The 14,935-nt window shown below is 65.4% G+C and carries 8 protein-coding genes; 1 reads left to right on the forward strand and 7 read right to left on the reverse strand.

Going from position 1 to position 14,935, the window contains the following annotated elements; translation table 11 throughout:
- Nucleotides 1–49: 49 nt before the first annotated feature.
- The 7 genes from OKA04_RS10315 to OKA04_RS10345 all read right to left on the reverse strand — a co-directional run bounded on the left by OKA04_RS10315 (nucleotide 50) and on the right by OKA04_RS10345 (nucleotide 14,215).
- Complete coding sequence (locus OKA04_RS10315) at nucleotides 50–2,479, reverse strand: DUF1549 domain-containing protein (RefSeq protein WP_264501077.1); 2,430 nt, start codon at nucleotides 2,477–2,479, stop codon at nucleotides 50–52.
- Nucleotides 2,480–2,525: 46 nt separating this feature from the next.
- The gene (locus OKA04_RS10320) at nucleotides 2,526–6,122 is read right to left on the reverse strand and encodes a 3-keto-alpha-glucoside-1,2-lyase-like domain-containing protein (protein WP_264501078.1); all 3,597 of its coding nucleotides are present in this window, start codon (nucleotides 6,120–6,122) and stop codon (nucleotides 2,526–2,528) included.
- Between the two features lie 29 nt (nucleotides 6,123–6,151).
- Nucleotides 6,152–6,847, reverse strand: coding sequence for a hypothetical protein (locus OKA04_RS10325; protein ID WP_264501079.1), 696 nt, complete (start codon nucleotides 6,845–6,847; stop codon nucleotides 6,152–6,154).
- Nucleotides 6,848–6,859: 12 nt separating this feature from the next.
- Complete coding sequence (locus OKA04_RS10330) at nucleotides 6,860–10,324, reverse strand: pilus assembly PilX family protein (protein WP_264501080.1); 3,465 nt, start codon at nucleotides 10,322–10,324, stop codon at nucleotides 6,860–6,862.
- Nucleotides 10,325–10,389: 65 nt separating this feature from the next.
- Nucleotides 10,390–10,881: a helix-turn-helix domain-containing protein gene (locus OKA04_RS10335; protein ID WP_264501081.1), complete on the reverse strand. Its 492-nt coding sequence runs from the start codon at nucleotides 10,879–10,881 to the stop codon at nucleotides 10,390–10,392.
- A gap of 158 nt (nucleotides 10,882–11,039) precedes the next feature.
- Complete coding sequence (locus OKA04_RS10340; protein ID WP_264501082.1) at nucleotides 11,040–11,702, reverse strand: response regulator; 663 nt, start codon at nucleotides 11,700–11,702, stop codon at nucleotides 11,040–11,042.
- The gene (locus tag OKA04_RS10345) at nucleotides 11,699–14,215 is read right to left on the reverse strand and encodes a histidine kinase (RefSeq protein ID WP_264501083.1); all 2,517 of its coding nucleotides are present in this window, start codon (nucleotides 14,213–14,215) and stop codon (nucleotides 11,699–11,701) included. Before OKA04_RS10345 ends, OKA04_RS10340 begins: the two co-directional genes overlap by 4 nt.
- 123 nt (nucleotides 14,216–14,338) lie before the next feature.
- Between OKA04_RS10345 and OKA04_RS10350 the strand changes: the two genes are divergently transcribed.
- Entirely contained in the window at nucleotides 14,339–14,926 is a 588-nt protein-coding gene (locus tag OKA04_RS10350) for a hypothetical protein (protein WP_264501084.1), read from the forward strand.
- Nucleotides 14,927–14,935 lie beyond the last annotated feature (9 nt).

Below are 14,935 nucleotides of genomic sequence, written 5' to 3' on the forward strand. Positions count from 1 at the left end.
GGAAACGTGGCAGGAAAGCAGGTGAGTGAATCGGGATCTGCCGACAGGGTCAGCGGACGAATTGGAACTCCGGCAGGAGGATGACCATCCAGAGAAGGTCCTCGATGGCCTGTGTTGTCGGTTGCATGCCCAGCGTGCTGCCGAGCCCGTTCTTCTCCGAGGCGGTGGCACGGCGGCCGAGCGCACGCATGAAGACGTGGTCGATGAGCTCCGGCGTCGGCTTCCTCAGTGCGTGGAGGTCGGCGGCTCCCTTTTTCAGGAGGCCGGCGAGCTGCTCGCCATTGGCCAGGTCGATCGCTTCCAGCGTCGTGATATTGTCCGGACGCATGCTGACGATCTGCTCGCGGTTCGGGCGGCCGAGGGCGCGCATCAGCATGTCCGAGGGCACCAGCGAGGCGCGGACCATCGGCGCGGGCTCCGAGGAAAGCGGAGGCATCGCGGCGACGAAGCGGTCCCACACTCCCGGATTTGCGAGCACCTGGGCTGGCTGCCAGTCCTGCGGAGCGCGGGCGAAGCGGCCCTTCTCATCCGGCAGGCTGGACGTCCATTTCCAGGAGGGGCCGCTGGCGATGGTCACGGGCTTGCCGTCCGGCATCTCGATGCGGCCTTCCAGCAGGAAGCCCGCGGGATTCGGGCCGCTGCCGCCATTGCGGACCACGGCGAGGATGGAGTTCTTCCCGGCGCGGAGACCCTGCAGGTCCACGGACACACCGCGGGGGCCTTCCGGGTGGGCGGTCTCGCGGACCACGGAGCGGCCATTGATGAAGATCTCGGCCTCGTTGTCGGCGATGAAGACGGCCTTCGCCGCTGCCGGGGCGGAGGGCAGAGTGACCTCGGTGCCGAGCGTGATGGTGTGGCCGGAGGGCATGGACGCCGAGGCGGATGCCTGCGACCAGATCCAGCGGGCGGTGAGAGGGGCAGCACCCGCACCCTTGCCGCGCGGCACGGCGTCGCTCGCCTTGTCAGGCGCGGTGCCGGTGAGGGTCCACACGGCATCCACGAATTGCTCGGCGCTCATGCGCTTCGCCAGCGGGCCGCGGAAGACATTCTGGTCCGCATTCTCGGCGGTCACCACCGGCTGCGACTGGTAGATCTCCGAGGAGGCGATGAAGGCGAGCGCCTTCTTCAGGTCATAGCCATCCTCGGCGAAGCGCACGGCCAGGAAGTCCAGCAGGTCCTCGTTCCACGGCTCGGTGTCCATGGCATCCACCGGGTGGACGATGCCGCGGCCCATCAGGCGGTGCCACAGGCGGTTGACGATGGTGCGGGTGAAGCGGCCGTTCTCCGGGTGGGTCATCAGGCCGGCGAGCTGCTTCAGGCGCTCCGGCTGCGGTGCATTTGCATCCACTTCGCCGAGTTCCGGGAAGATCCAGCCGGGCTTGGCCATGCGGCCGGTCGGCTTGTCGCAGCGCGCGATTTCCAGCGGCTGCTCGGCGTAGATGGCGGCGAGTCCGTAGGCCTCGTCGAGCTTCCAGCGGTCCACGAAGCTGTCGTGGCACGAGGCGCACTTCATGTTCAGGCCGAGGAAGGTCTGAGAGACGGATTGCGAGAACTGGATCTCGCGGACCTGCGAGGCATTCACGCTGCCGCGCCACTGGATGCCATCGATGAAGCCGCGCGATGCCGGTGTGGGCGGTGCGAGCAGCTCGCGGGCGAATTCATCGTAGGGCTTGTTGGAGACCAGCGACTCGTAGAGCCAGCCGGTGATGGGCGAGCGGCCGCCATCGATGTAGCCGGTGCCCTGGTAATCATTCCGCAGCAGGTCATTCCAGAAGCTCAGCCAGTGCTCCGCGTAGTCCGTGTCGCGGGCGAGCGTGGACTCGATGAGCTTCGCACGCTTGTCCGGCGCCTTGTCCGCCACGAAGGCATCGATGGCCTCCGGGGTGGGCAGCAGTCCGGTGAAGTCGAGCGTGATGCGGCGGATGAAGGCGGCATCGCCCAGCGGCTGCGGGCGCGTCACCTTCTTGTTCACGAAGTAGGCGTCGATCAACCGGTCGACCGGGTGCTCGCGGCCATCGGCCACCGCGGGCAACTCCGGGTGGCGCGGCTTCAAGGGCGGCTCGTAGGACTGCTCGCCGAAGCTGAAGCCCGGCTGCCATTTCATCCCCTCGTCGATCCACTGCCTGAGGATCTCGGCCTGGTCCGCAGGGACACGCGGTCCCTTGGGAGGCATCCTCTCCACCTTGTCGTCGGTGAGGATGCTCTCCAGCAAGAGACTTTCGTGGGCCTTGCCCGGCTCGACGATCGCGCCGTTCTCAGACCCCTCGAGCAGCGTCTCCCGCGTGTTCATGGAGAGGCCGCCTTTCTTGGCTCCCTCCATGTGGCACTTGGAGCAGTGCTCCTTCAGGATGGGGACCACCTGATGGGCGAAGTCCACCTCCGCACTGGCGGTGACGGGTGCCAGCAGGAGCAGGGGCAGAAGACGGGGCAGAAGGGACAAGTCCTCCCGCACGGGGGCTGTTTTGACAGACCGTGGCATGACGAGCCGGATGATAGTGGTGTGTTCTAAAGGGGAATTCTTCGGATTACTTCGCTAGGAGGTAGGCGAGGAGGTCCTTCAGTTCTTCCGGGTTGAGGCGATTGATCAGGCCTGCAGGCATCGGGGATACCGGCGAGGGCTTGATGTCCTTGATCTGGCTGCGCTCGATCTCGCTCGTGGAGCTGAAGTCGAACGGGCTGGTGGCGATGATCCAGTGCTCGTCCTTCTCCTCGATCAGCTTGCCGACGACCTGCGAGCCGTCGTGCTTGATGATGGTGTCGAAGGCATACTGGTCGGAGACGACCAGGCTGGGCTCCAGGATGGACTCGGCGAGGTCCTTCACCGAGAAGCGTCCGCCCACGGCGGTGAGGTCGGGACCCGCGGAGCCGCCCTCGCCATCGAAGCGGTGGCATGCGGCGCAGAGCGATGCCTGATACATCTTCTTGCCGTTCTCCTTGTCGCGGCCTTCGAGGCCGTCGGCAGCGAGCTTTTCGATCTCGGCCACGGTCCACTCACGGCCCGGACCCTGCACGGGCGGCAGGTTGGCAAGCGGGTTCGCGGTGACCACGGGTGCCATCTTCTCGATCCACTCGCGCTCTTCCGGCGTGGCGCTTTCCAGCGTCTGCTTGCGCAGGTCCTGGATGAAGCCGGCATAGCTGGCACCGCCGCTCTTTTCGACCAGGCGGCCGAACCATGCGAAGAAGCGCTTGCGCTCGTCCTGGCTCCACGGGCCCTTCACCACACGCAGGCAATACATGTAGTGGATGACCTGTGCGGGCGGCAGGTTGTTGATCATCTTCTCGACGTCGGCACCGTACTGCGTGTTGCGCTTGGCGACCTCGAGCCAGTCAGGGGCGGGCGAGGGGCCGGTGGTGTCCATCAGCGCCAGCGTGCGGCCGACGATGCCGGGAGCCTGCAGGTAGCTGAGCATGCGGCAGAGCTCGCGGTCCACGTCGGCTTGGTTCGACGGGAAGGCGGTGTCGATCTTGGCGAGCATCTTGGTGCGCTCGTCGGCGGTCGGCTCGCCATGGCGGGCGAAGGCGAGGCCGGCGGCACGCAGCCAGTTGATCTTCTGCTGGGTGTCCAGCTTCGTCCAGTCGAGGCCAAGCAGGGCGTCGAGCGCGATGCCGCGCTGCGCTGCGGTGCCGGTGCGGGCGAGGGCCATGGAGCCGCCAATCACCTTCCAGGCATCCTTTTCCCCGGCGAGCTTCTGGGCGATGGGGCCGGCACCGACGTGTTCGATCGCGGTGCGGGAGTTGAAGCGCTCCACGCGGTCCTTCGAGCCGAGGCCTTCCCAGGCGCCTTCCTTCGGTGCGAGCTCGGCTTCCTTCGCGGCGTAGGCCACGGGGGCGACAGGCTCGGTGCCGGTGTAGGTGACGCGCCAGAGGGCGGATGCCGTGCGGCGGCCGCCGGTCATGAAGTACATCGCGCCGTCCTTGCCGATGGCGGCGTCGGTCAGCGGCAAGCCGGAGCCGGCGAGGAATTCCTCACGCTCGGTCTTGTACGTCGCGCCGTCCGGGGTGAGGTGGATGGCGTGGATGGTGGCGTAGGTCCAGTCGAAGGCGTAGAGCGCGCGCTGGTACTTCGCGGGGAATTTCGCGTCCTTGCCGGCGAGCATGCCGGTGGGGGAGCCGGGTCCCAGCTCGACCAGAGGAGGCATGCTGTCCTCGTAGTAGGCGGGCCATGGGCCGGTGCCGTGGCGCCAGCCGTACTCGGCTCCGGGGACGATCTGGCCGATGCGGGTGGGGCGATACCACGGCATGCCGAGGTCCCACTCCATGTCGGAATCGTAGCCGAAGAGGTCGCCCTTGTCATTGAAGGCGATGTCATAGGTATTCCGCATGCCCATGCCGACGAGCGTCCAATTCGAGCCGTCCAGATCGCAGCGTGCGACCCAGCCGCCTGGGGCGAAGCGGTCCTGTGCGTGGCCGCGGGCGTCGGGACGGCGTGGCAGGAGCTGGTCTTCCTTCCAGACCTTCGGGACCATCGAGCCCTTCATTTCCGGCAGGTCGGTGAAGTTGCCTGCGACGAAGTAGATGTATTTGCCATCCGGCGAGGGGACCAGCGCATGCGGGCCGTGCTCGCCATTGCCGCCCACGGTCAGGACGCGCTCGGCCTTGTCCGGCTCGCCATCGCGGTCGGTGTCGATGACGCGATAGACACCGGCAGGCTCGGGGCCTTCATTCACGGTGACCCAGAGGACACCCTGGTGCCACAGCAGGCCGTGTGCACCCGCGAGCGGGATGGAGGTCGGCGTGACGATGGTCTCCTGGTCCGGAGTGGCGGCCGGGGTGACGCGGTAGATCTTGCCATACTGGTCGGCGCAGAGCAGGCGGCCCGAGCCATCGATGGTCATGGCCACCCAGGATCCCTGCACGTTCGGCACCTGATAGAGGCGCTCCAGCTTGAAGCCGGGGAGAAGCTGATACTTGTCGGTGACATCGACGGGGATGGCGCCGCCCTCGGGGTCCGGCTGGATGACCATGCCCCACGGGCTGTCGCCCATCTTCGCGACCACGGTGGCTGGCTTCCAGTCGCGCGGGGTGAAGCGTGGCTCCTGCCATCCGCGCGGGGCCTCGAGCGAGGTGACCCACTTGTCATCGGAGACGATCCATGCCTTGCGTCCGCCCTTCACGGTGGCGGAGAAGCGCAGTGCCATGCCGGCGCTGCCGTCCTGGTTGCGGCCTTCCACGGCGATCACGTTGCGTCCGCCCTGCACGAGGTGCTGGGTGACGTCGTGGTTCGCGGGGGAGCCCCACTCGCTCGTCCAGCCGAGGTCCTTGCCATTGATCCAGACGCGCTGCCAGTTGTCGCAGGTGACGGCGAGCGATGCCGAGATGACATCGCGCGGCAGGGCGAATTCGCGGCGGAAGTGGACCTTCTGGTTTGCGCCGGGATTCGCATTCTCCCAGATCCAGGAGATGTCCGGCTCGACGGCTTTGGCTGCATTCGCCTTGGCCGGTGCCGCGACGGGTGCGGGCTTGAAGGTGCGGATGCGCAGGCCCTTGAACTCCGCCTTCATCGAAGGACCGGCGTGGACCTGCAGCGCGAGCACGCCTTTCAGCGAGCGCTTCGCCGCATCCACGTCGCGGATCTCGGCGACGGGCTTGTCATTGATGTAATGGGTGACGGTGTCTCCCTTCGCCACGATGCGATAGGTATTCCACTCGGAGAGGGTGGTCGCCGGACGCTGGAGCGAGCCGGTCACCTTCGGCTTGTCGGCCAAGTCCACCTTCTGTCCGCTTTCGCAGGCGATGCCGCGGCCCTGCTCTTCATAGAGCATACCGAGGTACTGCGGCGCGGGGTGCAGGTCCATCTGGTATCCACCCACGGACCACTGTTTCGGATCGATGATGCGGCTGCGGTACTGCACGCCGGAATTGTTATCTCCGGTGACGCGTGCCTGGTACTCGAACTCGAAGTCGGCGACATCGCCACCTTCCCAGATGAGGAAGGAGTTCGCGCCGATCTTGCGGTCACCATCATTGGTCTCACCGGTGAGCACGCCGCCTTCGACACGCCACAGGCGCGGGTCGCCGGACCAGCCATCCAGATTGCGACCATTGAAGATCGGCTTCCACTCCTGACCATGGAGTGAAGTGGCGACGAAAAACAGGGAGAGTGTGGATACGAATCGTTGCATGAGACGGGTGAGACAGAGAACGGAGCAAGTTAAGGATTCTTTCCAGATGTCGTGCGATGATCTGGAAAACCGAGCACGCGCGGTGTGCGGCTGCCACCTTCATTGATGACGAAGAGAAGCGTGCGGGCTGCGGGATCGTGATTCCACTGGGTCTCGCAGAGAGGGTAGTTCGCTTCCTTGCCGGGGATGCGGAAGTTGAGGCTCACATGATAGGGCTCCACCGCGGAAGCGGGCGCATCGGTGATGACCTTCGAGCGAGCCTTCAGGACGAGCTTCTGCTTGCCCACGGTACCGGCCACGTCATTTGGCGTGAGATTGAACCACTGCATCTGGCCGGCCTTGAAGCGCTCCGCGGTCGCATCGATGATCTGCATGCGCACCGGCACGGTCTTGTTCGTCGGGTCCGGGCTGAGCACGAGGTAGAAGTCACCCACGGTCTCCGCGACGGTGGCGGACGGTGCACCCGCGGGCACGGGCTGATCCTTTGCCGGGGCAGCGGTCAGCATGCGGAGAGTGATGGCACCGGACGGGACCTCATAGACCTTCGAGAGATTCATCCGTGGCAGCTCCACCTCGGTGGCGGCGGTGCCGTCGTGAAGGAAGAGGGTCTCGGGATCGGACGCTGCCGCGCCCAAGAAAAGGACACGGCAGGTTCGTTCGCCCTTCTTTTCCTGGGCGGAGAGAGACAGCGGAAGGAGGCAGCAGATAAAGGCGAGGATTCGCATGGGAACAATCTGTCAAATCTCCGCGGGGTTTAGCCAGCGGAAGCTCACCACCTCGAAGCGGCGGCCAAAGGTTTTGTTGAGATCGGACTTCGGTGGCGTGACGAGGTCGGCGGCATCCGTGGAATCGACGTAGTCGCGGGTGCGGCGGACGATGGCCTCGCACACCGCGCGGCTGACCACGTTGCCCTTTTCATCGCGGGCATCGCCATGGGCGCGGATCACGAAGGTATCGTCACGGGCGGACAGGATGGGAGCGATGGGGCGGAGGATGTCCGCCTGGCGCGTCCAGCCTGGCAGGCCGTAGGCGCTCCAGCCCTCGGCTGCAGCGGGGAAGCGGTAGGCGGCGTCATTCAGGCGCGGCAGTTTGGAGGCGCTGGCCTTCTCTCCCTGGATCGACATGAGGGCCTCCATTTCGGCGAAGGGATTCGCGCTGCCCTTCGATGCCTCATTCATCGCCGCCTGCACGGCACCGGCGAGGGCGAGGTCCCCGGAGGAAAGCTGGCGGTTCACGAATTCAGCGAGCGAGAGGAAGGGGCCGCGTGCGCGCACCTGCTTCACGATCTCTTCGGCGAGCTGGTCGATGAATTCCTCATCGAGCACGCGGTAGCCGGCGAATTCCGTCGCTTCCGGGAAGATGCCCGCGCCGCCCGACTTGCCGGCTTCCACGTCACCAGCGATGGAGAAGCGGCTGACGGCATAGTTGGTCTCGCCCGAGAGATCCACATTCCAAGTGCTTCCGCTGTCTCGGATGAAGGGGACGCGCTGGTTCCGCGCGTGGCCGAGCAGCGCGCGCCAAGCGACCACGGAGGTGGAGTTCACGTTGAACATTCCTTCGACATCGAAGCGCGAGGCGATGTTGCGGTAGGCGTCGTTCCTCCTCACGTACTGGTCGTAGAGGGTATTGGCATTCCCCTCCGCTGCCGCTGCGAATGCCTTGTCCTCGGTGATCGCGTGGTAGGCCCGGTTCGCGAGGGGCGAGGTGCCGGAGACGAAGCTGGTGTAGGTCGTCTGGAGGTTCTTCCCGGCGTTGCCGTAGGTATTCGGATCAGGCGCGATCGAGGAGAAGAACCAGTCGTCGAAGAGCACGTGGTTCGCGCAGTAGCTGTCGTCGTGCTGGAGGTTGGTCGCCAGGTTCGTGTAGGTCGTGTTCACTACCGCATTCGCGGGAAGCAGCGGGCTCGCGTCGCTGTTGCCGATCAGGTTGAAGGCGAAGGGCGGGATGGGATTCTCGTAGCGCAGGTCCCAGTTCTGCAACTCGGCGAGGGACGCCAGCGGACGCACGGGGATCTCCGCGATCACGCAGCGCGAGAGGCCGTCGGCACTGCTGAAGCCGGTGACGATGTAGCCCTTCGTGTCGTTCGAGTTGGGGAACATGCTGTCGTTTGCGGACAGCGAGGTGAAGCTGTAGTCGAAGGGCGAGTTCACCGGGTGATTGGTGCCGCTGTAGTCGATGCCGATGGTCGATTCCGCGATGTCCTTCGAGCCCATCGCCGTGTAGTTCACGAGCGGGCTGGACTGCACGAAGCCCTTCGCTGGCAGGTGAGTGTTGCTGGCCATGCGTGCTCCGAAGACCGTGGCCATGAAGGGCACCGGATTCGTGGAGGAAGCCGCGAGGGTGGCACTGGCGAGCTGGGTGAGCGGCTTGTACACCTCGTTGGCGATCGTCGGGGTGTAGGTCATCCGGTAAACGAGATGCCGCTCGTTGTTGATGTTCATGTCCAGATAGATGCCGACACCGGTCTGGCCTCCATCATCGTAGGTCGTGTCGAATTTCGCGTCAGCCTTGATGGTGGAGCTTCCGGGGGCGGTGAAGGTCTGGCCCGCGGAGTTCTTCACGTCGAAGAAATGACCGCCCTTGTGACGGAAGCCCGGCTGGAGTTCCACTTCCTGATCGGAAGCCACGATGCCGGCGGTGGTGCTGGGGCTGAAAACCCGGGCTTCACCCGGCTTCAGCGTGAACTGTGTCGTGATCCTGTAACGCAGCGCGCTGGATGCGGAGAGGGATGGCGTGTTGGTCAGGTTGCCGGAAGTGAGGGAATTGTAGACGGTATTCGTGGCACTTCCCACGGTGTATCGCAGGGCGACAGGCAGTGGCTTGGCGACCGAGAAGTGGAGGGCGCTGGTCGGCGAGGAAAGCTCGACACTGTAGGGATTCCACATGGTCACCACGGGAGTGAGCAGCATGCGTGGATTATAGAGAGTTTCACCCGAGCCTCCCGCTCCTGCAGTGGTGGCGTAGTGGGAAAAGACCCACTGGACACGAGCGACCAAAGGCAGGCGCCGGACGCGGTGGAGGAAGTTGTATGCATTGCCCGTGGCATCCACGGAGATCGAGTTGCTGGCGATGCGATTGCGACCGGTGGAGCTGGAGGTGATCGTCTTGTAAAGGGTCGCGTAGTCGCGGAGGTTTTCCCAACTGCTGACCGGACCGTGGCGGTACATTGGTGGGTCGGAGGGACCACCGCGGTAGGAGGCCCATGGGTAGAGCATGGAGCGCTCGGCCGTCGGGTTGCTCGTGGCCTTGGCGGCGGTGCCGTCCCGTTCCGGCGTGAGGCGGAAGAAGGGAAGATTGGAAGAGGGCAGGGAGGCCCAGTTCTCCGTCACCAGCGAGAGGTCCTTGCGCCAGCCGCCGGTGGCAGTGTTAGTGAGGAGGCCGGTCGAGGTGGTGGAGAGATCGTGGAAGAATTCCTGCGAGGCATTCAGGTCGCCCTTGTCCGCGACCAGGTCGCTGAGCATCAGGCTGACGGTGCGGTCGCTGAGGGTGGGGTCATTGATCAGTTCCTCCATGCGCAGCGGCTTGGGGTCGGCCACGGCGTGTGACTTCGCGACCACCGCCCAGCGGGGTGCGGTGTCTTCTTCGGGCTTGTGGGGCTTGGGCAGGCGGGCCTTCTGGTTCTCGCCGCCGATCCACCAGGCGAAGCCACCGTTGTCCTTGCCAGCGGTCACGCTCTGCGCGTCCAGGTGCACCTGCAGCTTCTCGCGGCCGGTGCCGGTGCCCACGGTGCGCTCGCCGAGGAGTGCCACGCTGCCCATGCGCTGCTTCGTGTCGGGCATGGTCTTCATGTCCGGGCCGGAGGTCATCCAGCCGAGGAAGCGTGCTTCCTTCTTCGAGGCGTAGTTGCCGGGGGAGATCGGGCGTCCCTTCGAGTCGTGATTGGTTCCTTCCCAGCTCTTCCACACGCCGAGCACGGGTGGATTGTTCTCGTTGAGGATGTCGGCGCGCGCGGTCACGCGGGTGTCCGCGCCTGCCTGCTTCTGCAGTTGTCCGATGGCGAGGCTAAGGGCCATGCGGGCATTCGCGCGGGCCTGTGCAGCGTATTCGTCGCGGCTGCCTCCGCGCAGCGAGATGGTGGACAGGCCGATCAAGCCGGTGACCAGCACCATGATCAGCACCATCAGTGACAGCGAGATGATCAGGGCAAAGCCTCGTGGCTGCCGCTGGCGGATGGGAAAGTGATTACGGGAAGAAGTTGTCATGGGGTTCTTTTGCTTCACGACCAGGGAGCCGTGTTTGGGTTTCAGGCCGAGGGAGCCCGGGGGTATCAGGCCGCTCCGCTGCGGCGTCCGTGGAAGGACTCCTTCCACTGTCCGGGTGTCTGGCCGAAGTGCTCGCGGAAGAGCCGGCACAGGTTCTTGGCATTGCCGAGGCCGGTCTCGATGGCCACGGGCTCCAGCTTCACATTGTCCTCGCGCAGCATCGTCGCGGCGGCTTCCACCCGCCGGGCGATGAGGTCCTGGCCGATCGTATTCCCGGTGGCGGAGCGGTACAGCCGGTGCAGGGAGCGCACGGACATGCCGCACTCGCGTGCCAGCGAGGTGACGGTCAGCGGACGCGAATACTCGTCACGGATGGTGCGGATCGCCTTGCGGATGCCAGGGTTGTTGCACTCCGGCATCGCAGCCATCCCGGCACGGGAGGATCCCTCCTTCGTCCGGGAGTCATTCCAATCGAACTCTCCGCCGACAGGGGTGGCGGGAGCTACGATCGTGTCCGCGCCTCCGGCGGACTCATCATGGCATGCTTCGAGTTTCATGGGGTTTTAGCCCGCCGGATTTCTCCAGTGGACTGTGATCCCCTACCCGAATGCTTATGCTTTGGATACCTAGGTGAATACCTAGTGAATACGTAAATCGCTATTTATGAGCGATATGCGTTTTTTAAAAAAGTGAAAGAACGTTGAAAGGGCTAGCGTTAATTTCCCTCCGCCTCGCGCTTCATGTATTTCAGGACGGCTTCCGTCCGGGTCCTTACGTGGAGCTTCCGGTAGATATTACCAAGGTGGAAGCTCACCGTTTCCATGCGCACTCCCAACTCGTGGGCGATCTCCTTGTAGAGATATCCCTTCGCCAGCAGGTCGAGCGTTTCCTTCTCCCGCTGGGTCAGGTGGTAGTCTTCCACCGGTTCGGCGACGGGCAGTTGCACGGGCAGTTGGAAATGCTGCACCACCTTGCGGGCGATGCCGCTGGACATCGGCGAGCCGCCGGCCACGACGTCATCCAGCGACTCCAGCAGCCGCTCGTCGATGTCGCGCTTCAGCACGTACCCGGACGCACCCGCGGCGAGGGCTTCGAAGACGCGGTCGGCATCCTCGAAGACGGTCACCATGAGGAACTGGGTATTCGGGCACAGCGGCTTCACCTTCCGCAGGAGCTGGATGCCGGAGAGGCCGGGGAGCTGGATGTCCACGACGCAGGCTTCCGGTGCATCCTTCTGCAGGCCTTCCAGTGCCGTCTCGGCGCGGCCATAGCAGCCGGTGACGGTCCACTTGTCGGAGGCGGACAGTGTTTCTCGGAAGGACTCCCGCAGCAGCGAGTCATCCTCGACGATGGCAATGGTGCGCTTGGCCGAAGTCATGCACCCGGCAATGCCGGAACTTTCGGGATCTGGCAACGGAAGATCGCACGCGTGCCTTCCCCGGGCGAAGATTCGATCACGCAGGTGCCGCCGAGTTCGGTGAAGCGCGCGGCGAGATTCACCAGGCCATTGCCCTCGCGCGGGATCGCAGTGTCAAAGCCTTGTCCCTTGTCGGAGATTTCCGCGACCAGGTCGCCGTGGTCGAGATGCAGCGCGAAGGTGGCCTCGCACGCGCCCGCGTGTTTCAGGATATTGTGCAGCGCTTCCTTCACCCCGAGCGCGAAGTGATGGCGGAAATCCGACCGCAGCGTGAGCGGCGGCAGATCGTCCGCGATGTCGATCCGCAGGCGCACCGGGCTGTCGCGGAAGATTTCCTGCGCCACGGCGGAAAGGTGCGTGGCCAGGTGGTCCAGCGTGTCGTTCTTCGGATTCACCGCCCACACCAGGCCGTCCATCGCGGTGACCAGATCGCGAGCGGCGGACTCCAGGCGCACGACCTGCTGGCGCGCCCGCTCCGGATCGCCATCGATCGCGCGGCGCACGAAGGAGGCCGCCAGATTCAGCACCGTCACGCGCGTACCGAGGTCATCATGCATGTCGCGGGCGATGCGGGCGCGGTCGCGCTCCACCGCGTGCTGCAGCTTGATCTCCGCCAGCCGGTGGCGGGCGCGGCGGCGATATGCGGCGAAGAAGAGCAGCGCCGTCCCCATGACGCCGGCCGCCACGGCCAGGGGAGCAAACCAGTCGCGCTCCCAGATGGGGCGCTTCACGCGCAGGGGAAAGGTCAGGCTGGCCGTCGCGGGCTGTGGCTCCGATCCCATGGCGATGGCCTGGAAGGCATACTCGCCCGGCGGCACATTCAGATAGCTGGCGCGGAGGGATGCGCCGGGGATCACATTGAAAGCTTCCGTCCAGCTCAGCAGGAAGGTCTCGCCTCCTTTCGCCGGTCTCACGCCCAGGTCGCGCGTGGAGGTCCACAGCGCGGAGTGCTCCTGCTCGGCATCCAGCAGGCCGAGCGAGACACCGCGCATCTGCATCAGGCGTGCGATGGCGGGCTCGGTGCCGCGCCTTTCCCAGTAGAGCGGGATGCCGCCGATTTGGTTCATGCGCTCGCCTTCCTGGAAGCCGCCGTCTTCCCACAGGTTGTTCAGCGGGTCCGCCGAGCGGGCGAGGACGATGTCGTCGATGACCCAGGTGCCCGTGGTATCCGGCGCGCCGGAGGAGAGGGTTACGCGGATCTTCCGCGTCCCCTCGGGGATGAAGATCGGCTCGGTGCGTGGCACCATGGGGGAGCTCAGCGCATCGATCTGCCAGCCGGCGCTCGATCCCGTATTCGCGAAGACGCGCTGCGTGAGGACGGTCCCTGCGGCATCCAGCATCTCCCACTCCATGGTCATGCCGCGCGCGGCCGGGTGCCACTCATCGCCCAGGCCCTCCAGCCGGCAGCGCACGGCCAGCGGGTCCGCGGTCACGCCGGGGAGGAAGCTGAAGTCGAAGTCCAGCCGGTGGAGGCCGGGCCCCAGCACGAGCGGCTGCCCGGGCTTTGGCAGCACCACCGGCACCTCGCCCACCTGGATCTGCTGGAGCATCATCCCCAGCGGGGGCACCTGCGGCGGGGTGCGGCGCATGATCTCGTCGAGGCGGTTCTTTTCCTCCTCGCTCACGAAGCAGAAGTCGTACGGCGCGCGGGCGATGCTGCTGATGCGGACCTCGTCGATGAGACCGGGGAAGAACTCCCGCGGGGCGTGTCCGGTCTGGCGGTTCCCGGTATTCCCGATCGCGAAGTCGGCGAGCTGGCGGCCGAGGTCGGCGGTCAGGGTGCCGCGGCCGATCATGTTCGCGCCCGTGTGGCCGGATTCCAGCTTCGTCCAGTAGAGCTTCAGGTTGTTCACCGCACCCTCGCGCCCGTCGTAGGCCACGGCGGCGTGGAACCAGTCCGTGGTATTCGCCGCGTGCGGGCCGGAGGTCGGCAGGGTGGCGAGGCCACCGCCACGCACGGCACTGCCGCTGATGGGCAGGAAGCAGAGGAAGCCCGGCTTCTCGACGCGGAAGATGAAGACGCGGTTCGCCGTCACCTCGTCGTCCATGCTGACGATGTCGAAGGCGAGGCCCTCGGCATCCGCGGGCATCACCTCGAACTTCACCAGCGCCTCGATGGTGAAGGCCCCGTCGATCCCCATGATCGGGAAGGGCGGATCGACATTGTCCTTCGGCCCGTAGTCCAGCTCGGGCTTCGCCAGCAGGATGGGACCGTAGTCCCGGTCACCCCCCGGCTCGGGCTGGAAGGAAATCGCCGCGCCAAAGCCGGGGTAGGGCGGCTGCCCTGCCTTCGCGCCATTCAGCAGGCCGAGCAGCGGGGTGGGGCTTACGCCGTCGTCCTTGAAGGGCGGGCCCGCCTCGTCGAGGTGCCAGAGGTGGAGGGTATGCTCGTCCGGTTCGTAGGGCTGTATCGCCATCGCGGCATTCGCTGCCACCACCGCCGTCGCCACCACCTTGACCAGAAGCTTCCACATCCGCCCCAACTGAAACACCTGCCGTCCGCGTGGCAAGCTGCGAACATTGGGAGCCCCGGCGCCCAGCATGATCCCTTGTTGACGGCGCACGTCGGGAGGGGATGGTATGACGCCATGAGTTCAATGGCATCCACACCCATCACCCGGGCCGGGGTGATGCTGGGCATCTCGTTCCTCTGTGCGACGGGCCAGGTCGCATCGGCAGAGGGAGAGCTGGCCCTGCCGGATGTCCGGGCCGAGTCGATGTTCGACCTGCCCGGGAGTCTGGACAAATCGAAGGCACCCGCTTTGTCGATCACCGGCAACCTGACGCTCGGCGACATGGGCTACTGGATGGGGCAGCTTCATCTGAAGAAGGAAGGCGCGACCGCTCCCGGCATCGCTGTGGAATACACCTACACGGCCTCCGGCACCCTCACGGATTTCTTCGCCACCTACCGCGAGGGGAATTACTTCTACAAGTGGATGGTGATCGGGAAGGACGGCAAGTATCTCGCCCAGCGGAAGAAGTGGAATGTGAAGGGCATCGACAAAGTGGACCGCGACGGCAGCGGGATGCTGGTGAAAGTCGAAAGCCTGGCCCTCGGGCTGGAAGAGCGGAAGAAGGACGCGACCCCGGTGGAGCAGGAGCTTTACAAGCTGCTCGATGCCATCCGCGCCGATCACGCGGCGAAGAACCCACCTAAGAAGGACGACGGGAAGAAGGACTGACGCGGCTTC

The organism is Luteolibacter flavescens (assembly GCF_025950085.1).
Classification (GTDB): Bacteria; Verrucomicrobiota; Verrucomicrobiia; order Verrucomicrobiales; family Akkermansiaceae; genus Haloferula; species Haloferula flavescens.